The sequence below is a fragment of the Micromonospora sp. NPDC004540 genome, from assembly GCF_040610095.1.
Taxonomy (GTDB): domain Bacteria; phylum Actinomycetota; class Actinomycetes; order Mycobacteriales; family Micromonosporaceae; genus Micromonospora.
The window spans coordinates 78,032-99,083 of the sequence record NZ_JBEXLR010000011.1; the positions used below are offsets into that span (position 1 = coordinate 78,032).

Sequence of the window (21,052 nt, forward strand, 5' to 3'; positions counted from 1 at the left end):
CGCTCCACATCGACCGCTGACCTGCTCATTACGAGTCGGTGGCCGGGCGCTGGTCCGCCGGCTGGTCCTCCTACTCGACCTGATACCCGGTCCGTGATTGTCCGCTGCTGTTCGCCGGTTTGGCTGCTCGTCTGGCTGCTCGGCGAGCCCCGGAGGCTTGCCGGTGACGTGAGTCGGAAAGACCGCGAGCCAGTCGGATCAAACGGTGTGCACCAGCCGGAAACGCTCGGCCAGCACCAGGGTGTCGTCGTCGACGGTGAAGCCGGGGTCGCCCAGCTCCGCGCGCACTTCCTCGCTCTGCCAGAACGCCTCGTGCCCGGCCCGCCACTGCGCCACAGACTCATCTCCCTCGCCCTCGTCGAGGGCGTGTTGCAGATCGACATCGGCGAGCCGGACCACACGCACCTCGGTCAGCTCGATCACCGCGACGCGCCGGCCCTCCGAGTCCACCACCGCCGATCGCTGGCCGACCTGAGGCAGCGGCTCGTTCGCGCACTCGTATCCGAGCACAAGGCTGGAGGTCGAGGACTTCGCGCCGGACAGGATGGCGGCCACCAGCTTGTCTCGCAGCGGCCCGGGGAACGCGAACTCCGCCAGGGGAAGATCATCGAGATTCATGCGGGAAGGGTAAGTGAACCGGCGAGCCGCCACTGACTGATATCTCGCTTACAAGCTCTGTGCGTCGCGTCCGGACGCGTCCAGCAACGGCTGCGCGCTCGGAGCTTCGTCCGTGCCAGCGCTCGTCAATATGCCGCCGTCCGGCGGCGTTGCTGTCAGCGTTGCTGTCGACAGCCGTTCCGCCGGCGCCCCAGGCCGAACCCCGCCGGGGGGAGCCTGGTCGGCGTTGTCGACCAGTGTCGGCGGGTGTCGTTGCCTGTGGTCCTGCTCTCGGCGTCTCGCCGGCTGTGACCTTTGGTGTCGGCCGGAGTCGCCCCGTTCGCTGACTCTCTGCTGGCTCGTGCGCCGTGGGGGACGACTGCTGAGCTAGCGGGCCTGGCGGTCATGGCTGGCGGGCCCGTTTTGGCGGTCCTGCTGATAGCTGCCGCAGCGGCAGCGCTGCGCATGCAGCGGGACCGGATGCGGCGGCAACCGCGTTGATGCAGATCGAAGGGCTCGGCCCCGCCGACATCTCCCTTGGAGGTGCATCCCCTGGCCGACGGCAGGACTCTTGACGCCGGATCGGATTATAGGAGGGCTCCTCACCGCCCCACGTTCAAGATCGGAAGACGACATGGCTGTGCTGCGCCGACGTTGGCAATCCGGGGCAGCCGTTGCCCTCCTTGCGAGCATGGTCACCATCGGCCCGGCCGCATGCACGTCGCTGCACGGTGAACGGACCCCGCAGCCGAGCACAGCGGCCGTGCCCACGATGGCGCCGCGGCAGCTCCGCAACCCGGTGTCGGTGCAGGTGGTGGCCCGGATAGACCAGGCCGCATGTGTCGAGGGCGCAGGCGGATTGCCTGGCCCGGGTGCAGGCGGGGACTGGTGCTACTTCCTTGATCCCGGCCTCAACGTGACCCGGGCCGAACGGGTTGAGCTGGTACAGGATGCGCTCCGCGATTTTGTCGTGGTGGTGACGCTACTGCCAGAAGATCGCGATGAATTCGCTGCATGGACGGCACGGGCTGCCGGGCGCCAGATTGCCATCAGCGTCCAGGGCCGGGTTGTGGCCGCGCCTGAACTCCTTGAACCGCTCAGCGGCGACGACCTCCACATCTACCATCCCGGCATTGCCGAGGCTGCCGCACGGACCCTGTTGCGGCAGCTGTCCGGCTGAGGCTCATGCATCACCTACCCTGGCGGTCGCCGTTCGTCACCACCTCGCCGGGCACGGGGCGCGATGCTGTCGTGGCCGATCGTTACCTCAAACCCCTTGCTGCTGACCGGTCCGCGGTGATCGCCTGCATCGGAGTCGATCAACAGCACCAAGCCGGGGATACGCCTAAGCAGCCCGACCGAGGCCGCTAACCCGCACGGCGTTGCACACTTCGTCCCGAACGCCGTTGTGGCGCATCGTCTGTTGCCATCGGCTCTCATCCTGTGTCGCCAAGCTCGGCGACAACCCCGCCTGTTGTCGTCAGATGTTGCCCCCAGACGGAGCGTTCGATGCCTCCTCGCTGCTTCGTACGGGGGTCGATCGGGTCCGACGTCCCGGCCCGCTACTGAACCTATGGATTGTCTGCGAGGTGGCCGCTTGGGGTCGTAGGCAGGTCGCAAGCCTCAACCGCTCGGATTGGGAGCGCCAGCGGTTTGGGTCAGTCGCTGTACTTCCGCGCCGTAGGGCCCGGGCACGGCAGCCTGCCCTCGTTCATCTACCGCGCCGTATCGGGGATGATCAGTCTGAGACAGAACAGGCCTTAGGACCGGGGAGGATCTGTGGAACGGGTGACCGGCATCGGCGGGCTCTTCTTTCGCGCCCATGACCCTGACCGACTAAATCATTGGTACGCCACCCACCTCGGGGTTGATTCGGCACCGGAGTCATACGACGTGTCCTCATGGTGGCAACAGCCCGGTCCAACTGTCCTGGCCGCTATGCAGGCGGACTCGGAGCACTTTGGCGGTCCTGATCACTCCTGGTCGCTCAACTTCCGCGTCGCCGACCTAGATGCGATGGTCACCCAGCTGCGTGGTGCTGGTATCGACGTCGAGGTCGACCCCGAGGAATACCCCAATGGCCGATTCGCCAGCCTGCGAGATCCAGAGGGCAACGTGGTCCAGCTCTGGGAGCCGGCAGGGGCTGACAGCCGTGGGCCAGCCTGAGCAGAGCACAGACCCCGCCGGGGGGAGCCTGGTCGTGGTTGTCAGCCAGTGCCGACCGATGTCATCTCGTCCGCTCACGCACAGCAGCTACGTTGTTCGTTCCGCCCGCTGTCGTCGCGCAGCGGGCAATTTGCTGACTCGCTGCTGACTCCGCTCGGCTTCGACGTCTCGCTTAAGGGACCTGCCGCACAGCCACCGCGTCCGCTGACGGTTGCCACATCCACGGGACAGAGCAACGGTTGAGGCGGCTCGCGGAATCCTTCCCTGCGTTCGCCGATCTCGGCGCATGGTTTACGCACTGCCCTCTAACATCGGGTAAAGCCGGCATCGCGGGCACGGGCTGCTGCACCCCGTCTCGCAACTCTCGGCGGTTCTGCGGTACGGGCCGGTCCGGCCCGGCATGCCAAACCGTGACGAATCGGAAGGACAGCGGCATGAGCTACATCACCGCCAAGGACGGCACCGAGATCTATTACAAGGACTGGGGTGCGGGCCCGGTTGTCACCTTCTCCCACGGCTGGCCGCTGAACGCGGACGCGTGGGACGGGCAGATGCTCTTCCTCGTGCAGAACGGGTACCGGGTCGTCGCGCACGACCGCCGTGGTCACGGCCGGTCGAGCCAGGCCTCCGGCGGCAACGACATGGACGGCTACGCCGACGACCTCGCAGCGGTCATCGAGGCGCTCGACCTCACCGATGCCACGCTGATCGGGCACTCGACCGGCGGTGGTGAGGTCGCGCGCTACATCGGCCGCCACGGGACGGGACGGGTCGCCAAAGCCGTCCTCATCTCCGCCGTGCCGCCGATCATGGTGCAGACGCCGGACAACCCCGAGGGCCTGCCCATCGCCGTCTTCGACCAGATGCGCGCCAACCTGATGAAGGACCGGTCGCAGTTCTACCAGGACCTGGCGCAGATGTTCTACGGCGCCAACCGGCAGGGGGCGAAGGTCTCGAAGGGGATCCTCGACCAGTTCTGGCTGTGGAGCATGCAGGCCGGCCTGTGGAACGCCTACGCGAGCATCAAGGCCTTCTCCGAGACGGACTTCCGCGACGATCTCGCCAAGTTCGACATCCCCACCCTGGTGCTGCACGGCGAGGACGACCAGATCGTCCCGGTCAAGGACTCGGCGAGGAAGACCGCCCAGCTCATCGCGAACGCGAAGGACATCTACTACCCGGGAGCGCCGCACGGCATCACGTCCACGCTCCAGGACCAGGTCAACGATGATCTGCTCGCGTTCCTGAGGAGTTGACCTGAGGCGACCTAGCCTTCGGTTTTCCCGAGCTGGCCAGACCCGGTCCGCCGCCCCTCCCTCGACGCCTCGCTTACAAGCTCTGTGCGCTCCGTCCGGCGTAGTCCGCCCTCGTCCGCGGCCTCGGGCGACCGTCCGGGGCCGGTGGGCAGCAATCGTCCCAGTTCGGGTCCGTTGCTGTCAGCGCTGCTGTCGGCGGCCCCGCCCGATCTCCTCAGACCGTCGCCCGACGGCCGGGTCCGACCTCTCGCCGCTTGCCCACGGCTGTCGCGAACTGCGGGACCATGACGACTGTCGGTGAGATCGACAGTTGGCTAGGGTTACGCAAGTGCCTCGATACGCTGTTGGCCTGCCGAATGTCGGACCCTTCGCCGATGCCCGGTTACTCGTGGACATGGCCGTCGCGGCCGAGGAGCAGGGCTGGGACGGGGTCTTTTTGTGGGATCACGTGCTCTATCACCAGGCGGACTGGCCCGTGATGAATTCGGTGGTCGTCGCCTCCGCGATGGCGGCCCGAACGTCGCGTATCCGGCTCGGCGTACTCATGATGGCGTTACCCAGACGTCGGGTGCAGACCGTGGCTCGGGAGACCGTCACCCTGGACACTCTGTCCGGCGGGCGGCTCGTCTTCGGGGCGGGTATCGGCTCGATGGATAGCGAGTACGCCGCCTTCGGGGAGGATCCCGACCTGCGAAGCCGCGGTAGACGCCTGGACGAGTCCTTGAATCAGCTCACAGACCTGTGGTCGGGCCAGGAAGTGCCCATGCCATCCGGCGCGCGGGTACGGATGCTGCCGACAGCTGTACAACGGCCGCGCATACCGGTCTGGTGTGCTGGCCGATGGCCCAACCGGCCGGGCTTTCGACGTTCTGCCCGCTGGGACGGGATGGTAGCGACGTTCGCCGACGCGGGCAGGACGGTTCCCGTGCCGGTCGAGGACTTCGCCGCCGCGGTACAGTTCGTCGCTTCACAGCGGGGGTCGCTGGACGGGTTCGACGTCGGGCTAGAGGGCTGGACTTCCCCGGACAACGCCGCCGAGATCATCGCCCCGTACGCCGCCGTCGGGCTCACATGGTGGATCGAAGCCATGGGCTGGTGGCGCGGTGGGAGAGACGACGCATGGCAGCGCATCCTCGCTGGCCCGCCTGCCTGAATCCCGACATCGGCGTCTCGGCCCCTCGGTTCACCAACTACAGGTAAGCCCTGGTGGTCTTGGCCGGCCATTAGGCCGGCTCCCGCTGTTAGCTGGGCATACGTCGTCGTCAGTAGTCGTCGTTCGTCACTTCTGTTCGGCGCTCGACGGCCTGGCGACGGCCTGGCCCGGCTCCGGGGAACTCATGACCGCGTTGGAATGCCGCATCCGGTCAGCACCGCAGGAACCGCCGCAAATAGGCTCCGACCATGCATGGGTTCATCGACGTCGACCACCAGCCCGACCCGACCTCGTGGGTGGCCGTCCTGGACCGCCTCACCGAGGAGCCGTTCTACCGGTCATACCAGCAGCGGGTACGTGAGCTACTCCGTCCGTCTCCTGGTCGCCGCTATCTCGAAGTAGGCGCCGGAACAGGGGCAAGCGCGGTCCGGCTGAGGGATGACCACAGCGTCAGCGTGGCAACGGTCGACCACGCCCGGACGATGTCCGTTGCGATGCGAGCCCGCGGCTTGACCGAATGCGCCGTTGCCGACGCCCATCACCTTCCGTTTCTCAACCGCTCCTTTGATGGAGCATGGGCCGATCGCACACTGCAACACGTCGCCGATCCCCACGCCGCGATCAAAGAGCTGGTCCGGGTCGTCCGGCCGAGTGGCCGCGTCGTCCTAGCAGACCCGGATTACGACACTCAGGTGCTCGACATCGCCGACCAGAGTTTGGCTCGGCGCGTCCTGCGGTTCCGAGCTGATGTCCTCCTCCGCAACGGCACCCTGGCTCATCAACATGCCGGCCTCCTCGCCGCGTACGGCCTGGTCGACATCAACGTCGAAGCCCGAACCCTCGTGGTCCGCAACCCGACCGCCGTCGACAACGTGCTCGGCCTCCGAAGCTGGGCCGCCACAGCTGCCGAACGTGGCGCACTCGACCCTGCCGAGGCGCAGGCCTTCGCAGACGCGTTCGACGATGCCGTCGCCGCGCACCGGTTTACATACACAGTCACGTTCTTCCTCACCGCCGCCACGGTCAGCTGACGCAAGCGGTCACCAGGCAGATCCTCAGACGTTGAAGCGGAACTTAGACCGCCTCGCCCGTGACCTGCGGCGACCTGGTCGGCGCACTGGTCACGCTTGCTCCTGGGCTCACGTTGTTGATGGCTGGTTGCCGACGTTTCACAGTGTTTTGTGCCCCGTGTGTGCCCCGGCGGACTCCTTGACCCCCAGGCAACCAACAGGGCTCGTTGACCTGCATTGCCAGGAGAATCTAGCTGCGGCAACCGTCCCTGGGAGTCCGTAGACGTCCTCCGCCGCTCACACCCGTCGTCACTCAGATAGTCACCCATGGCAGCCACGATCACCGCAGGCCCGAGCGATGAGGGACGGCCCGTCGGGTTCCAAGACACCTGTCGCCGCGACGGTGCCCCGTCGCGTCACCGAGACGCCGGCTCGGCTTAGCTCCAGCCGCGCGGGGGCGGGCTCCCCGGCCGGGCCGTCTACGCAAGTGTGCCCTACGTCGAGAGTGCAAGCCCGACCAACCCTGCCAGGCACCGTCAGCTTGGAAGGTGCCTTGCATCGCTCTGACGAAACGGTTCGGTCGAGGCGTTGACCAGCCATGGCGGGCGGTTGGAAACGCATAGCGATCGATGTTGTGGCTGCCCAATGTCGCGATGCTAACCGGTGTTGACCGCTGGGTCGGGCACGGGTCGGGCACGAATCTCGGTCTGCCTGCTGTCCACGGCACTGCCCCTCGGCGGCCTTGCATAGACTGATGACCGTGGCTGTTGATCCCTCGATTGGCCTTGAGACCTTTGTCGAGCGAGTCGGCGAGCAGGGGCGAATCCGCGACGCGCCGATCGAAGCGTCAGATGCGACGCGAGGTATTCGAGCACTGGTGTCGGGAGCTCATCGCGATGTGCTTCATCGTAGACCGTCTCAGCTGATGCAACCGGTCGTCCTATTCGACCTAGACGGGCTTCTGATCGACTCCGAGCCGATCTGGGACGCGGCAAAGCGTGAAGTGTTCGGTCCGCTCGGCCTGCACCTCACGACGGAGATGCAGGCGGCGACGCGCGGGATGCGGCAAAGGGACATGGTGGCCTACTGGTTCGATCGGGCCACCATTCAAGCCGACCCCGACGACGTCCAGCAGCAGATCGTCGCCGCGGTGTGCCGCAGGCTGAGGGAGGGAGTGGCGGTGAAGCCCGGCGCCGATCACGCCGTCGCGACGTGTGCGCGTGCATCAAGGGCGATCGCCGTCGTGTCATCGTCGCCGGAGTCGGTGATTCGGCATGCGCTCGCGAGCGCCGGCCTCGACCGATCCTTCGATGCCGTGTTTTCGGCCGAAGACGACGAACACGGCAAGCCCCACCCGGGTGCCTATCTCCGGGCCGCCGCCGCCCTCGGTGCGTCACCCGACGAGTGCGTGGTGATCGAGGACTCGCTCAACGGCGTCCTCGCTGGCGTGTCAGCCCAGATGGCGGTCGTCGCCGTTCCCGAGGCCGCTGATCGCTGCGATCCGCGCTTTGCGATTGCCACTCTGGTACTGGAGTCCCTCAAGCATCTCGATACCTCTGTACTCGGCGCCGCCGTGTCCAGGGGGAGCCGGGGCGCCGCGTGGGCATCGCGTGCCGCCCTTCTGGGGAGTGGGCCGCCGCCCGGTCCGCCACGTCAAGCGGACCTTGACGCCCGTACGGACGCTGCCGGGACAGACTGAGTCGGCTTTCGTGTCACGGACCGCGCCCCCGGCGGACACCGCCACAGTGGCGCTGTTGACCCGACCTCGCCTGGTACGGACCCGGCTCCCGGGGTCGGAGCTGGCCACCGGCGGCCACCCCTCCCCCTCCCAGGTGAGCGGTTTCCAAGTACGCCACCAAGTCCACCGAAGCCACGGGCCACTCGTCCACCCGACTCACCCCGGCCACCATCGACGACTACGCCGACCCCGAAGGCGACCACCTCGCCCGCCTCATCGACGCCTGCTGGCACCTCGGCCGCCCCACCCACACCGACATGACCGGCGGCGCCGCAACCGCCGGCGACCGTCAAGCCAGCCTTGACACCAAACCGCGCCCCTACTCCGGGCTGCGCCGCTGGGCACACATGCTCGGCTTCGGCGGCCACTTCCTCACCAAAGCCCGCCGCTACTCCGTCACATTTGGCCTGCTCCGCGCCATCCGCGCTAATTACCGGCGCGAAGAAGACGACGAACCCACAACAGACACGATCACCGTCGGCACCCTCACCTACCTCGGGTCCGGCTGGCTCACGGAAGGCGATGCCCTGCTTGCCAACACCGCCGCCCGACAGCGACGTGAGAGCAGACGCATCGGCCGGGAAGAACTCGCCTACGAAGCCTGGCTCACCGGGGCCGCCGCATGAGCCACGACCTCCGCCCCCGCTGGTACTCACCGGCAGAAGTCGCGTGCTGCTCGGCTTCGGCATCTCCAAGGTCAAGATGAAGATCGCCACCGGCGAGCTGCGCTCCATCAAGGAAGTACCGCCGCATCCTCCCCGAATGGGTCGACGACTACATCCGCGAACAGGTCGAACGCCAGGAGGCCGCCTGATGCCCGGACGTGCCCGTGCAAACGGCGAAGGCTCGATCTTCCCCTACCGCAACGGCTTCGCCGCCTACGTCTGGGTCACCAAGCCCGACGGCAAACGCACTCGCAAGTACGTCTACGGCAAGACCCGCGAAGCCGTCCACGACAAGTGGATCAAGTTGCACCAACAGGCCAAGGCCGGACCGGTGGCGACCAGCGTTCCGACGGTCGGCAGCTTCCTCACGTGGTGGCTGGCCGAGATCATCCAGCCGAACCGGGCTCCCCTGACCTACGCCACCTACGAGACGTCGTCCGCCGTTACATCTCCCCTGGCCTCGGGTCCAAGCGGCTCGACCGGCTCCAATCCCGCGACGTGCAGACGTGGATCAACCAGGTGGCCCGGACCTGCCAGTGCTGCGCCCAGGGCAAGGACGCCGCCCGCCCGAAGCACAAGCGGCGCTGCTGCGCGGTTGGCCGCTGCTGCCGGGCCGTCCCGTCGACGCGGACACTGAGCGACATCCGGGCCGCGCTGCGGGCCGCCCTCACCCACGCCCAGGCCGAAGACCTCATCACCAAGAACCCCGCCGTGCCGGTCACCCTCGCCACCGTCCGCCGCCGCAGGGGCAAGTCCTGGTCGAGCGACGAGGCGCGGAAGTTTCTCGAATCGGCCCGCGCCGACGAGGACCCGCTCTACGCGGCCTACGCCCTGGTCCTCGTCACCGGTCTGCGCAAGGGCGAAGCCCTCGGGCTCACCTGGGAGGACGTCGACCTCGACGCCGGAGAGCTGACCATCGGCCGCCAACTGCAACGCGTCCGCGGCCAGCTCCTCCACCGCGACACCAAGACCCAGGCGTCCAACGCCACCCTCCCCCTGCCCGACATCTGCCTGACCGCCCTCAAGCTCAGACAGCAACAACGCGACGAGGCTGAAGCAGCGGCAGGCAATGCGTGGCACGAAACCGGACTCGTATTCACCACCCGCTATGGCACACCAATCGAGCCGCGCAACTTCCAACGGTCGTGGCAGACGAGGTGCGAGAAGGCCAACGTCAAGCCGATCACCGTTCACGACGCAAGAAGAACCTGCGCCACGCTCCTGGCCGACCTGGACGTCCATCCGCGAGTCGCCATGCAGGTGCTGAGGCACGCCAGATTCTCGGTAACGATGGAGATCTACACCCAAGTCTCGTCAAAGGCGACGAGAGAAGCCCTCAAGCGGCTCGGCGACTCGCTAGCTCGATGACCGGGCTGCTGTACTTAGCTGCTGTACACAAGCAGAAAGGCCACCTCCCGAACCCGGGAAGTGGCCTTTGACCTGCGTGGGCGATACTGGGATCGAACCAGTGACCTCTTCGGTGTGAACGAAGCGCTCTCCCGCTGAGCTAATCGCCCTCAGCGCCGATGACTCTACCTGATCGAGACCCCGGACCAAAAACCGGGTCTCAGTGCGTCGCGAGGTAGTGCAGCGCCCGCGCCACGAGGTCGATGCCGAGGCTGTACTTGAGCGACAGCCACACCACGACCGACACGAACACCAGCCCGACGGCGCCCAGGGCGCAGCGTACGGGCAGCGATCGACTGGTAACCCAGCGTGTCCAGGCGTTGACGTGCCGGCGGGTGAAGGCGAGCAGCCGCCGCGCCCAGTGGAACTCGACGGCCCAGACGCCGAGGCCGGCGATCACCAGCAGCCAGCCGGGCCCGGGCAGCGGGATCAGCGCGATGCCGACGGTGACCACGATGGCGCCGAGCAGCCCGATGAAGATCTTGAGGGCGACCCGGCCGGTGGGGTTGGCCCGAATCAGTTCGAGGGTGGCGTGCAGGCGGCCCCGCCAGCCGTCGCGTCGCTCGGCCAGAGCGGTCCGCGGACCCCCTTCGACAGGCACCTCGTACCCCCGACTTTCGGCTGCTCGGGCCGCACCTTTCGGCGGGCCGGCCGTGGTCCTCGTTTCCACCGAGGAACCCCTCGTGACCATTTCCACCCCCAGTGTCGCCCGCGACCGTCACCCTCGCTGAGGACTGGACGTTACCGGAGTAAGTCGACGACTGAACCACCTGTTGCCGGGCGGGACGCGGATCGGGCGGAACCGGAAATCCTACAAGAATTTTCATGTTCTCGAAGGCTTTCCGACCCCCTTCCCACCACTGGGTGAAGTCAGCGTATGGCGGAGCGTAGCCAGGAGCAGCACCTGAGTATGGGAAAAGCGGGACACGCGCGTTCCGCAGCGGTGCCGGGGGGAGAACGTCCATGAGTGTCATTCGACCGACGACCGTAGAGGTCGAGACGTCGCTAAGGCTCGTCGCGCCTGACGCCACCGCCTTGCCGGTGCGTGCCAGTCTGCGTTACGACCCTGCTGACCCGTATGCGGTCCATGTCCTGTTTCACGCCGAATCCGCCGGCGGCGAGGCGGTGAGCTGGTCGTTCGCCCGCGAACTGCTGGTCACCGGGCTCGACGAGCCGGCCGGCATCGGCGACGTCCGGGTCTGGCCGTGGGCCACCCCGCGCGGCGACTTCGTCGCGCTCGCGCTGTCGTCCCCGGACGGCAACGCCCTCTTCGAGGTCCCGCGCAGCGTGCTGGTGCGCTTCCTGCGCCGGACCTACGTCGTCGTCCCGCGCGGCCGCGAGGCCGAGCACCTGGACGTCGACACGGCGGTGAACCGCCTGCTCGCCGGCCGCTGACACGGCACACCCGGGGCCGCGCGGATCTGCCGAGTCCGCGCGGCCCCGGGCCGTCAGTTCCGGGTACGCCGGGAGCACCTCAGCCGTGCGTGGTGATCCCACCGTCGACCGGGATGACCGCCCCGGTCAGGTACGCGCCGGCCCGCGACGACAGGTAGATCGCCGTGCCCGCCATGTCCTCGGGGCGGCCGATCCGGCCCAGCGGCACCTGCTGCTCGATGGCCGCCCGGGAGGCCGGGTCGTCCAGCGCGAAGGCCATCATCTTGCTCTCGAACGGGCCGGGCGCGATCGCGTTGACCGTGATCCGCTCGCCGGCGAGCTGGTGGGCGAGGCTGCGGGTGAGCATGTGCACGGCCGCCTTGGTCGCCGAGTAGGCGTACACCTCCATCCACGGCACCCGGATGCCGTCGATCGAGCCGATGTTGATCACGCGGGCCGGGTCGTCGGGGCTGGCTGCCGCGCGCAGCGCGGGCAGCAGCGCGGTGGTGAGCCGGAAGACGGCCTTGACGTTGACCGCCCAGAGCTTGTCGAACGCCGCCTCGGGATACGACTCCAGCGGCGCGCCCCAGGTGGCGCCGGCGTTGTTGACCAGCACGTCGAGCCGGTCGGTGCGCTCCCGCACGGCCTCGGCCAGCCCGAGCGCGCCCTCGTCGTGGCCGAGGTCGGCGGGGATCGCCTCGCAGTGCCCCTCGGCGGAGAGTTCCTTGGCCACGGTCTCGCAGACGTCGGCCTTGCGCGAGGAGATGATGACCTTGGCGCCGGCCCGTACGAAGCCCCGGGCGATCATCAGACCGATCCCCCGCGAGCCGCCGGTGACCAGGACCGTCTTGCCTTCGACCGAGAACAGATCCGTCATGCCCATCCCATCGCCGGTGTGTCGGGCCGCGGGTCGGTCGGGCGACCCCGGCGCTACCGATCGGTAACCTAACCGTCGGCTCCCGCTACCGACAAGACCGGCCGAAACCGTCGAGATGCAACGTGCGCGCCGGGCGGTTACCGTCGGGACGATGGTCACTACCGGTCAGCCCTCCCCGGCCACCCGCACCGACCTGTCGGCGCCTCGCGTCGACGCCGACGAGATCGTCACCGGTGCGCTCGCCGAGCTGGCGCCCGCGCCCGGCTGGCCCCGGCCGGCCCTCCTCGGCGCCGACCTGCTGATCCTGGTCACCCACGGTCACGGCAGCGCGGAGCTGGACTTCCGCGCGCTGCCCTGTCGCCCGGGCACGCTGCTGCGGGCCCGCCCCGGTCAGGTGCTGCGCTGCCTCGGTCCGCAGCTCGACGCGACGGTGGTGCGCTGGGGTCCGGAGACGCTGCGCGGCCTGGACGTCGACCCGGACGCGGTGCCGGCGTACCGGCAGCTCGCCGGGGAGGACGAGGACGCGGTGATCAGCGAGGTGACCCAGCTGGCGGTGGACGCCGACCGGCACGCCGGGATCCCGGCCGCGGCGGCGTTGCTGCGCCACCAGCTCGCCGTGCTGCTGCTGCGGCTGAACCTGCTGTCCGGCGCCGACGAGCGGGCCACGCCGGGGGCCGAGACGGAGACCTTTCGGCGGCTCTGCCGGGAGGTGGAGCGCGGCTACCGGCACACCCGCCGGGTGGAGGACTACGCCGCCCAGCTCGGCTGCTCGGTGCGCACCCTGACCCGGGCCTGCCTGGCGGTGACCGGCCGCAGTGCCAAGCAGGTGATCGACGAGCGGGTGGCGTTGCAGGCCAGCCGGCTGCTGGCCGCCACCGACGAGCCGATCGCCCGGATCGGCCGGCGGCTCGGCTTTCCCGAGCCGACCAACTTCGGTCGCTTCTTCACCCGCGAGGTCGGGGTGAGTCCCGGGGCCTTCCGGGCCGCCCGGGAGCAACCCCTGCCCGTCCGCATGGTGCGCCCTCGGCCGCCCGCCGACTCCCCCGCCCCCGTCGGCCGGGCATGATGGCACTGTGCAGATCTCCGCGCGCGGCGACTACGCGGTCCGGGCCGCACTGAGCCTGGCCACGGCGTACCCCACCCTGCTGTCCACCCAGGCCATCGCGGCGGAGCAGGACATGCCCCGCAAGTTCCTCGAGGCGGTCCTGGCCGACCTGCGCCGGGCCGGGATCGTCCGGGCCCAGCGCGGCGCCGAGGGCGGCTACACCCTGGCCCGGCCGCCGCGCGAGGTCACCATCGGGCAGATCCTGCGCGCCGTCGACGGCCCCCTCGCCGGGGTACGCGGGCTGCGCCCCGAGGAGACGCAGTACGAGGGCGCGGCCGAGAACCTGCCCCGGCTCTGGGTGGCCGTCCGCGCCGCCGTCCGGCAGGTGGTCGACGAGGTGAGCCTGGCCGAGATGGCCAGCGGGAAGCTCCCCGGCCACGTCCGCAAGCTGATCGCCCGCCCCGACGCCTGGGAGCCCCGCTGACGCCTCAGAGGACGCTGACCACCTCGGCGTAGTCGAGCCGGGGCAGCCGCTCCCGCCAGGCGTCCGGCGCCGGCCGGCCGATGTTCATGAGCAGCAGCACCCGGTGCCGGCCGTCCGGGAAGAACTCCCGCTCCACCCCGGCGGTGTCGAACCCGGCCATCGGGCCGGCGGCCAGCCCGGCGGCGCGCACCCCGACCAGCAGGTAGCCGATCTGGAGCGCGGCGTTGAGCCGGGCCTGGGCCTCCCGGCCGGCCGGGTCGCCGGCGAACCAGTCCCGCGCGCCGGGCCGGTGCGGGAACAGTTCGGGCAGCCGGTCGTGCCAGTCCACGTCGGCGGCGAGCACCGCGGTCAGCGGCGCCCCCGCCGTCTTGTCCCGGTTGCCGGAGCTGAGGTGGGGCAGCAGCCGGGCCCGGGCCGGCGCCGAGCGCAGCAGCAGCACCCGCAGGGGCTGGGCGTTCATCGCGGTCGGGCCGTTCCGGACCAGGTCGTGGATCGCCCGGACCTGCTCCTCGTCGACCGGTTCGTCGGTGAACGCGTTGGCCGTCCGGGCCGCCCGGAACAGCAGGGCCTGGGCGGCCCGGTCGAGGGCGAGCAGGTCGGTGGCGGGTGCGCTCACCACGTCTCCGGCCACGCGCCCAGCGTGGTGGTGTAGCCACCGCGGTGGTGCACCAGCGGGTCACCGTCCTCGCCCGCGCCGAGCGCCAGCGGTTCGGCGAGCACGAGGGTGTGGTCGCCGGCGTCGACCCGGCGGACCACCCGGCAGAGCAGCACGGCCAGGGCGTCGGCGATGAGCGGCACCCCGAACGGCCCGGTCTCCCAGCCCGGGTGGGCGGCGAACCGGTCGATCCCGCTGGTGGCGAAGATCTTCGCGACCTCCTGCTGCCCGGAGGCGAGCAGGTGCACGGCCACGTGCTCGGCGCGGGCCACGGTCGGCCAGGTCGACGACTCGCGGCCGAGGCAGAACGACACCAGCGGCGGGTCCAGCGACACCGAGGTGAACGAGGTGGCGGTGAAGCCGGCCGCCGGCAGCGACGGCAGGCGCCGGCCGCCGTGCAGGCCGGGGGTGGTGACCACGGTGACCGTGGACGCCTGCCGGCGCAGCAGCCCGCGGAACGTGTCGGCGTCGACCGGGCGCAGTTCGACGGTGCCGGCCCCGGGCCGGTCCACGGTGGTCACGCCGTCACCAGCTCTCGGTCGGCGTAGGTGCTGGCCGGGCGGGGCAGCCCGTAGTGCTCGCGCAGGGTGCGGCCGGTGTACTCGTGCCGGAACAGGCCGCGCCGGCGCAGCAGCGGTACGACGTGGTCCACGAAGGCCTCCAGACCGTGGGGCAGCAGGGGTGGCATGACGTTGAAGCCGTCGGCGGCGCCCTGGGTGAACCAGAGCTCGATCTGGTCGGCGATCTGCTCGGGGGTGCCGGCGACCACGCGGTGCCCGCGCCCGCCGCCGAGCCGGCCGATGAGCTGCCGGATGGTGAGCTTCTCCCGCCGGGCCAGGTCGACGACGAGCTGGTAGCGGCTCTGGTGGGACTGCACCGCGGTGTCGTCGGGCAGGTCGGGCAGCGGCCCGTCCAACGGCAGCCCGGTGAGATCGAGACCGGTCATTCCGGAGAGCTGGGCGAGGGCGTGTTCGGGCACGATCAGCGCCTCCAGTTCGTCGGCGAGGGCACGGGCCTCGGACTCCGTACCCCCGATCACCGGCGCGATGCCGGGCAGCACCTTGACCCCGTCGGGGTCCCGGCCGGCGGCGGCGGTCGCTCGCCTCAGCTCGGCGTGGAACGCCTGGCCGTCGGCGAGGGTCTGCTGGGCGGTGAAGACGGCCTCGGCGTAGCGGGCGGCGAACGCGATGCCGTCGGCGGACGAGCCGGCCTGCACCAGCAGCGGCCGGCCCTGCGGCGGCCGGGGGGTGTTCAGCGGGCCGTGCACCCGGAACCGCTCGCCGCGGTGCGCGATGTCGTGCACCCGGTCGGTGTCGGCGAAGACGCCGGCCGCGGTGTCGAGGACCAGCGCGTCGTCCTCCCAGCTGCCCCAGAGCTTGATCGCCACGTCGACGAACTCGGCGGCCCGCCGGTAGCGCTCGGCGTGCGCCGGGTGGTCGTCGAGGTTGAAGTTGCGCGCCTCGCGGGCCTGGGCGGAGGTGACGATGTTCCAGCCGGCCCGGCCGCCGCTGAGGTGGTCCAGCGAGGCGAACTTGCGGGCCAGGTTGAACGGCTCGTTGTAGGTGGTGGAGGCGGTGGCGATCAGGCCGATGTGCTCGGTGACGGTGGCCAGCGCGGCCAGCAGGGTGAGCGGTTCGAAGACGGCCTGGATGTTGTGCCGGACGGCCGGGCCCACGGCGAGCCCGTCGGCGAGGAACACCGAGTCGAGGGTGCCCCGCTCGGCGATCCGGGCCAGCTCCTGGAAGTGCTTCACGTCGGCGATTCGGCGCGGGTCGGTGCGCGGGTGCCGCCAGGCCGCCTCATGGTGGCCGACACCCATCAGGAACGCGTTGAGGTGCAGGGTTCGGGACATGGGGGTTCCTCTCAGGCGGTGACGTCGACGCGCCAGGTGGAGAAGCGGCGTTCTCCGGCGACGAGGAGTTGGTTGACGACCAGGCCGATGGCGGAGATCGTGATGATCCCGGCGTACATGTCGGGGATCGCGAAGTTGTACTGCGCGTAGTTGATGAGGTAGCCGAGCCCGGCCTTCGCGCCGACCATCTCGGCGGCGACCAGCACGAGAATCGAGTACGCCCCGGCGAGCCGGACACCGGTGAAGATGGTCGGCACGGCCGCCGGCAGGATCACCTTCTGGAACAGCCGCAGGTGGTTGAGCCCCATCGAGCGGGCGGAGCGGATCAGCAGCGGGTCCACGCCCTTCACCCCGGCGATGGTGTTCAGCAGGATCGGCCAGGAGCAGGCGTAGAGCACGAGGGCGATCTTGGAGGTCTCGCCCAGCCCGAGGATGAGCACGAAGACCGGCAGCAGCGCCAGCGCCGCGGTGTTGCGGAACACCTCCAGCAGCGGGCTGAGCAGGTCGGCGAGGGGCCGGTACCAGCCGATCAGCAGGCCGAGCGGGATCGCGGCGGCCACGGCCAGGGCCAGCCCGGTGAGCGAGCGGGTCAGGCTGGCGCCGACGTGGTCGGCGAGCTGCCCGTTGCGCAGCAACGTCCACCAGGCGGTGAGCACCTCGGAGAGCGGGGGCAGGAAGACCCGGTCGACCAGCCCGGCGCGGGGTGCGGTCTCCCAGACGGCGGCCAGGGCGAGCAGCGCGACGCTGCGGTGCAGGGCCCGGCCGCCGAGCCCGACCAGCCGTCCGGGCAGGGTGGACGCGGCGGCGGGAGCCGCCGCCGGGGATACGGTGGGCCGGGCCGCCGGGCGGGCGGGCCGTTCGGCGATGTCAACCAACGCGGGCCTCCTCTCGTACGGCGGACTGGGCGGCGCGCACCTCGTCGCGCAGCAGCGTCCAGATCTGGTGCCGGTGGTGCCGGAACGCGTCGGAGGAGCGCAGGTCCTCCTCCGCCTCGCGGTCGCCCAGCTCGATGTCGATGACCTCCTTGATCCGCCCGGGGCGGGAGGTCATCACGGCGACCCGCTGGCCGAGGTGGACGGCCTCGTCGATGCCGTGGGTGATGAAGACGATGGTCTTGCCGGTGGCCTGCCAGATCCGGACCAGCTCGTCCTGGAGCGAGTCGCGGGTCTGCGCGTCGAGCGCCGCGAACGGCTCGTCCATGAGCAGCACGTCGGGGTCGTACGCGAGGCTGCGGGCGATGGCCACCCGCTGCTTCATGCCGCCGGACAGCTCGTGCGGGTAGCGGTCGGCGAACCCGGCGAGCCCGACCAGGTCGAGGTGGTGGGCGATCAGGTCGGCGCGCTCCGCGCGCGGCACGCCCTTGGCCTCCAGCCCGAACGCGACGTTGCCGGCGGCGGTGCGCCAGGGCAGCAGCGCGTACTGCTGGAAGACGATGCCGCGGTCCAGGCCGGGCCCGCTGACCGGCCGGCCGTCGACCAGCACCTGCCCGCCGGTCGGGGCGGAGAGCCCGCCGAGCAGGTCGAGCAGGGTGGACTTGCCGCAGCCGCTGGGGCCCACGACGACCAGGAACTCGCCGGGGCGTACGCCGAGGGTCAGCTCGTCGAGCGCGGTGACCGCGCCGCCGCCCCGCCGGCCCGGGAAGACCTTCGTCACCCGGTCGAAGAGGATCTTGTCGGTGCTCACGCGCCACCCCCGTCGGTGGCGAACCGGTTGAACCTGTTGGTGTAGAGGTCGCCGGGCTTCGGCCGGTCGCCCTTGAGCTCGCCGGAGTCGGCCAGCCAGTCGATCCAGGTGGTGAACTCGCGGTCGCTGATCAGACCGCCCTTCCCGGCCACCCCGCTGGACTTCCAGTACTTCACCAGGGACGGGTCCTCGTTGCGGCCGCGCTTGGTGATGATGGACTCCAGCCGGGCGATGACGGTCTCCCGGGGCTGGGTCCGCGCCCACTCGATGGCCCTGCCCACACCGGTGACGAACGCCCGGACGGTCTCCGGGTTGCGCTTGATGAAGTCGTCCCGGAAGACGTAGCTGCCCCCGCTGAACGCGCCGAGCAACTCGTAGTCGGTGAAGACGGTGCGGACGCCGCCGGTGGCGACCGCCTTGTCGCGGATCACGCCGCCGAGCACCGCGACGTCGATCTGCTGCTGCCGCAGCGACTGCTCGATGTTGACCGGGGGCAGCGCGACCAGTTCGACCTTGGCGACCTCGGCGGGCGTCAGGCCGCCCTTGGCCAGCCAGGTCTTGAGCACCGCCTCGGCGTGCGCGCCGAGGGTGTTCATGCCGACCTTCTTCCCGATCAGGTCGCGCGGGCCGCGGATCGGGCTGTCTTCGAGCACGTAGTAGCCCTGGAAGGTCTGCGCGTCGGAGCCGTAGTAGGCGACCACGGCGGTGATCGGGGCGTGTGCGGCCTGGAGCTTGACGATGGCGCCGTTGAAGGCGCCGCCGAAGTCGGTCTGGCCGGTGGCGGTGGCCTGGATGTCGGCCGGGCCGCCGGTGACGTTGCCGATCCAGTCGAGCTTGACGTCGCCGAGGTAGCCGAGGTCGGCGGCGAGTTCGGGGAGGGTCACCTGGCCGACCGAGCCCTGGTAGCGCAGTTCCTTGGTCTGCCTGCCGCCGGCGGCGGCGTCGGCGCCGCAACCGGCGGCGGCGGTGAGGGCGAGCAGGGTGACGGCGGCGGCGAGGGTACGCCGCAGCGACTGACGGGTGGAGGGCATGGAGAGGTCTCCTGATCTGTCCACGATGCGGTGGCGAGAGCCCGTGGGGGGCGCGAGAGCGCGCCGCTGCCGGCCGGGCCACGATGCGCCGGCGACGGGAGCGGACGAGCGGAGGAGATGCGACGACCGGAAGCGGTCAGCTCAACAGAGCGCGCTCGCGTGCCGGACCAGGTCGACGTGCACGCGAGCGGTGAGGAGAAGCTCGTCCCGCTGCGACATGACCTCATGCTGCCGACCGTTCTCCGCGCCGGTCAATGCCCTTCCATAGAGTGAGACCTGCGTCGCTGGCTCTGTTACAACCCGTCACCACCAGCATTTACCGCCCCTTAACACCTACCCGTTGGATAGAGATTGTGACGGGTGGGACGGGCACCGTCCAGACCGGATCCGACCGGGTTTCGCGAACCGCCGTTTCGGGCATGTTCGATGCCGCAGAGGCAGGGAGACGACGAAGGAGGACCCCATGGGCATCCAGTTCCGCAAGCGCAAGAAGTACGGTCCGCTGATCCTTCACTTCACGGAGAACGGCTTCTCGTCGTGGAGCTTCAAGATCGGCCGCTGGTCGTGGAACTCCAACACCCGCGCCCACCGCGTGGACCTGCCGGGGCCGCTCTCCTGGAAGCAGGACAAGTCCCGGGCGTGACGTCCCGAGGTCGCGCGGGGTGCCGGTGGTTGACCGGCACCCCGCTCGGCGTCCGGGCCGGCTTCGTCGTTCCGCCGACGGGAACCCCGGCGCCACGGAGAATCGTGCCGTGGCGGACCAGTCCTTCCGGTGGGAGCGGCGGCGGGCCGCGGCGGCCGTCGCGCTGCTGCTGCTCGCCTACTTCCTCGTCCCGGTCGCGCCGGACCCGAACGGCCTGCGGCTCGCCCTGCGCTCCGCCGGCACCCTGGTTTTGGTGCTCGTGGTCGCGTTCCTGGTCACCGGCCAGGTGCGCCGCCAGGTCGCCGCCACCCAGCCGACCGGCGAGGCGGAGACCCGCGCGCTGATCCGGCTCGCCGTGGCGCTGATCGCCGGGCTGCTGGTCTTCGCCCTCGCCGACTACGTGGTGGCGAGCAGCCGCCCCGGCGAGTTCCACGGCATGCGGACCCGGATCGACGCGCTCTACTTCGCGCTCGCCACGCTTACCACGGTCGGCTACGGCGACGTCAACGCCGAGGGGCAGATCGCCCGGGTGGTGGTCTGCGCGCAGATGGTGTTCAGCATCGGGGTGATCGCCACCGGGGCGTCCATCGTGGTCAAGCAGATGACGCAGCGGCCCCGCCCGACCCGGCGCTGATCACCGTGTCCCCGCCGAGCCGGCCGTGCCCGGGGTCGCGGGTCACCGCGCCGGCGGCGAGCAGTGAGGTGAGCGCCCGGTTCGCGTCGGCGGCCCGGTAGACCGTCGAGGTGGCGGCGAAGCGGCGCAGCTCGGTCACCGTACGCGGGCCGGAGCGGGTGAGCTCGGCCAGCAGTTCGCGGCGCAGCGGGCCGGGTTCGGGGTCGAGGCTGATGTCGAGCAGCCGCCCCGCCGGGTCGGCCGGGTCGCGGTAGCGCACCCCGGCATACTCGTCGACCGCCCAGAGCGCGTCCTTGACCGCCTCCAGGCCACGGTCCGAGCCGGTGGCGTAGCCGAGCAGCCGGGCCGGCCCGCCGTCGGCCGGCACCAGCTCGACCTCGGTGACCAGCGGGAAGCCGGCCCCGGTCAGCGCCGGGCGCAGCGAGCGGCCGGGCGCCGTGACCAGCAGCACCTCAGCCGGGCGGCCGGACGCGGCGGCGGCCAGCAGGGCCGCGTCGGGTTCGCCGCCGTCGACCACGGTGAACAGTGGGGCCCCGGCCGCGCCGGCCGCCTTGAGCGCCACCGGCAGCCGGTCCGGCGAGCCCGGGACCACGTGCACGGCGACGTCCGCGGGCAGGGCGGCCTCCGCCACGCCCAGCCGGGCCGGCAGCTCCGCGCCGCCGTCGGCGAGCACCAGCACGGTCAGCCGCCGGCCGCGCAGCCGGTCGGCGAACTCGGCCACCACCCGCAGCGCGGCCTCCGCGCCGCCGACGTCGCTCCCGGCGGACGCGAGGGCCAGGGTG

22 protein-coding genes, 1 tRNA gene and 3 pseudogenes are annotated in these 21,052 nt (G+C 70.3%); 14 read left to right on the forward strand and 12 right to left on the reverse strand.

All coding sequences use genetic code 11. The features are described 5' to 3' along the window. Nucleotides 1-198: 198 nt before the first annotated feature. Nucleotides 199-618 (reverse strand): ASCH domain-containing protein, encoded by a 420-nt coding sequence (locus ABZV78_RS06265; RefSeq protein WP_355635830.1) that lies wholly within the window; start codon nt 616-618, stop codon nt 199-201. Nucleotides 619-1,231: 613 nt separating this feature from the next. Between ABZV78_RS06265 and ABZV78_RS06270 the strand changes: the two genes are divergently transcribed. The 9 genes and pseudogenes from ABZV78_RS06270 to ABZV78_RS06310 all read left to right on the forward strand — a co-directional run bounded on the left by ABZV78_RS06270 (nt 1,232) and on the right by ABZV78_RS06310 (nt 9,953). Then, nucleotides 1,232-1,777, forward strand: coding sequence for a hypothetical protein (locus ABZV78_RS06270; protein WP_355635831.1), 546 nt, complete (start codon nt 1,232-1,234; stop codon nt 1,775-1,777). Nucleotides 1,778-2,376: 599 nt separating this feature from the next. Next, a complete protein-coding gene (locus ABZV78_RS06275) occupies nt 2,377-2,763 on the forward strand; it encodes a VOC family protein (RefSeq protein WP_355635833.1) in 387 nt (128 codons plus the stop codon). A gap of 434 nt (nt 2,764-3,197) precedes the next feature. Then, entirely contained in the window at nt 3,198-4,019 is an 822-nt protein-coding gene (locus ABZV78_RS06280; protein ID WP_355635835.1) for an alpha/beta hydrolase, read from the forward strand. 328 nt (nt 4,020-4,347) lie between these two features. Further along, the gene (locus ABZV78_RS06285; RefSeq protein WP_355635837.1) at nt 4,348-5,172 is read left to right on the forward strand and encodes an LLM class flavin-dependent oxidoreductase; all 825 of its coding nucleotides are present in this window, start codon (nt 4,348-4,350) and stop codon (nt 5,170-5,172) included. Between the two features lie 248 nt (nt 5,173-5,420). Then, a complete protein-coding gene (locus ABZV78_RS06290) occupies nt 5,421-6,203 on the forward strand; it encodes a methyltransferase domain-containing protein (RefSeq protein WP_355635839.1) in 783 nt (260 codons plus the stop codon). 739 nt (nt 6,204-6,942) lie between these two features. Then, nucleotides 6,943-7,881, forward strand: a complete 939-nt coding sequence (locus ABZV78_RS06295) for an HAD-IA family hydrolase (RefSeq protein ID WP_355635841.1) — start codon at nt 6,943-6,945, stop codon at nt 7,879-7,881. A gap of 140 nt (nt 7,882-8,021) precedes the next feature. After that, a pseudogene (locus ABZV78_RS06300) lies at nt 8,022-8,546 on the forward strand (replication initiator); the annotation flags it as partial. Then, a pseudogene (locus ABZV78_RS06305) lies at nt 8,543-8,734 on the forward strand (DNA-binding protein). The pseudogenes ABZV78_RS06300 and ABZV78_RS06305, both read left to right, overlap by 4 nt. Then, nucleotides 8,734-9,953, forward strand: a pseudogene (locus ABZV78_RS06310) (site-specific integrase). The pseudogenes ABZV78_RS06305 and ABZV78_RS06310 overlap by 1 nt, the downstream one beginning before the upstream one ends. A 77-nt stretch (nt 9,954-10,030) precedes the next feature. Here the strand turns inward: ABZV78_RS06310 and ABZV78_RS06315 are convergent. After that, a tRNA-Val gene (locus tag ABZV78_RS06315) sits at nt 10,031-10,102 on the reverse strand. 50 nt (nt 10,103-10,152) lie between these two features. After that, nucleotides 10,153-10,683: a TIGR02611 family protein gene (locus ABZV78_RS06320; RefSeq protein WP_355635843.1), complete on the reverse strand. Its 531-nt coding sequence runs from the start codon at nt 10,681-10,683 to the stop codon at nt 10,153-10,155. A 272-nt stretch (nt 10,684-10,955) separates the two neighbouring features. Here ABZV78_RS06320 and ABZV78_RS06325 point away from each other — a divergent pair, with 272 nt between their 5' ends. Further along, entirely contained in the window at nt 10,956-11,387 is a 432-nt protein-coding gene (locus ABZV78_RS06325; RefSeq protein ID WP_007457244.1) for an SsgA family sporulation/cell division regulator, read from the forward strand. Nucleotides 11,388-11,466: 79 nt separating this feature from the next. On the opposite strand, the gene ABZV78_RS06330 is transcribed toward ABZV78_RS06325, so the two are convergent. Next, nucleotides 11,467-12,243 carry an SDR family oxidoreductase gene (locus ABZV78_RS06330; RefSeq protein WP_355635845.1) on the reverse strand — a complete coding sequence of 259 codons (777 nt, stop codon included), beginning with the start codon at nt 12,241-12,243 and terminating at the stop codon, nt 11,467-11,469. A 151-nt stretch (nt 12,244-12,394) separates the two neighbouring features. Between ABZV78_RS06330 and ABZV78_RS06335 the strand changes: the two genes are divergently transcribed. Continuing rightward, nucleotides 12,395-13,309, forward strand: coding sequence for an AraC family transcriptional regulator (locus ABZV78_RS06335; RefSeq protein ID WP_355635847.1), 915 nt, complete (start codon nt 12,395-12,397; stop codon nt 13,307-13,309). A gap of 7 nt (nt 13,310-13,316) precedes the next feature. After that, on the forward strand, nt 13,317-13,772 hold the full coding sequence (locus ABZV78_RS06340) for an Rrf2 family transcriptional regulator (RefSeq protein WP_355635849.1): 456 nt from the start codon (nt 13,317-13,319) through the stop codon (nt 13,770-13,772). A 4-nt stretch (nt 13,773-13,776) separates the two neighbouring features. Here ABZV78_RS06340 and ABZV78_RS06345 read toward each other — a convergent pair whose 3' ends face one another. From ABZV78_RS06345 to ABZV78_RS06375, 7 genes are all read right to left on the reverse strand, one after another. Beyond that, nucleotides 13,777-14,403 (reverse strand): malonic semialdehyde reductase, encoded by a 627-nt coding sequence (locus tag ABZV78_RS06345; protein ID WP_355635851.1) that lies wholly within the window; start codon nt 14,401-14,403, stop codon nt 13,777-13,779. Next, the gene (locus ABZV78_RS06350) at nt 14,385-14,948 is read right to left on the reverse strand and encodes a flavin reductase family protein (protein ID WP_355635853.1); all 564 of its coding nucleotides are present in this window, start codon (nt 14,946-14,948) and stop codon (nt 14,385-14,387) included. Before ABZV78_RS06350 ends, ABZV78_RS06345 begins: the two co-directional genes overlap by 19 nt. Next, a complete protein-coding gene (locus ABZV78_RS06355; RefSeq protein ID WP_355635854.1) occupies nt 14,945-16,279 on the reverse strand; it encodes an LLM class flavin-dependent oxidoreductase in 1,335 nt (444 codons plus the stop codon). The genes ABZV78_RS06350 and ABZV78_RS06355 overlap by 4 nt, the downstream gene beginning before the upstream one ends. A gap of 11 nt (nt 16,280-16,290) precedes the next feature. Next, entirely contained in the window at nt 16,291-17,154 is an 864-nt protein-coding gene (locus ABZV78_RS06360; protein ID WP_355635856.1) for an ABC transporter permease, read from the reverse strand. Beyond that, nucleotides 17,147-17,962 (reverse strand): ABC transporter ATP-binding protein, encoded by an 816-nt coding sequence (locus ABZV78_RS06365; RefSeq protein WP_355635858.1) that lies wholly within the window; start codon nt 17,960-17,962, stop codon nt 17,147-17,149. The genes ABZV78_RS06360 and ABZV78_RS06365 overlap by 8 nt, the downstream gene beginning before the upstream one ends. Next, nucleotides 17,959-18,993 carry an ABC transporter substrate-binding protein gene (locus ABZV78_RS06370; protein ID WP_355635860.1) on the reverse strand — a complete coding sequence of 345 codons (1,035 nt, stop codon included), beginning with the start codon at nt 18,991-18,993 and terminating at the stop codon, nt 17,959-17,961. Before ABZV78_RS06370 ends, ABZV78_RS06365 begins: the two co-directional genes overlap by 4 nt. Nucleotides 18,994-19,134: 141 nt before the next feature. Then, nucleotides 19,135-19,212 carry a putative leader peptide gene (locus tag ABZV78_RS06375; RefSeq protein ID WP_349881247.1) on the reverse strand — a complete coding sequence of 26 codons (78 nt, stop codon included), beginning with the start codon at nt 19,210-19,212 and terminating at the stop codon, nt 19,135-19,137. A 244-nt stretch (nt 19,213-19,456) separates the two neighbouring features. Here ABZV78_RS06375 and ABZV78_RS06380 point away from each other — a divergent pair, with 244 nt between their 5' ends. Beyond that, nucleotides 19,457-19,636, forward strand: a complete 180-nt coding sequence (locus ABZV78_RS06380; protein WP_355635861.1) for a DUF4236 domain-containing protein — start codon at nt 19,457-19,459, stop codon at nt 19,634-19,636. Between the two features lie 109 nt (nt 19,637-19,745). Then, nucleotides 19,746-20,270, forward strand: a complete 525-nt coding sequence (locus ABZV78_RS06385) for a potassium channel family protein (RefSeq protein WP_355635863.1) — start codon at nt 19,746-19,748, stop codon at nt 20,268-20,270. Here the strand turns inward: ABZV78_RS06385 and ABZV78_RS06390 are convergent. Further along, nucleotides 20,230-21,052: hypothetical protein (locus ABZV78_RS06390; RefSeq protein ID WP_355635865.1), on the reverse strand; the 823-nt coding region annotated here is incomplete at its 5' end. The two genes, ABZV78_RS06385 and ABZV78_RS06390, sit on opposite strands and share 41 nt — an antisense overlap.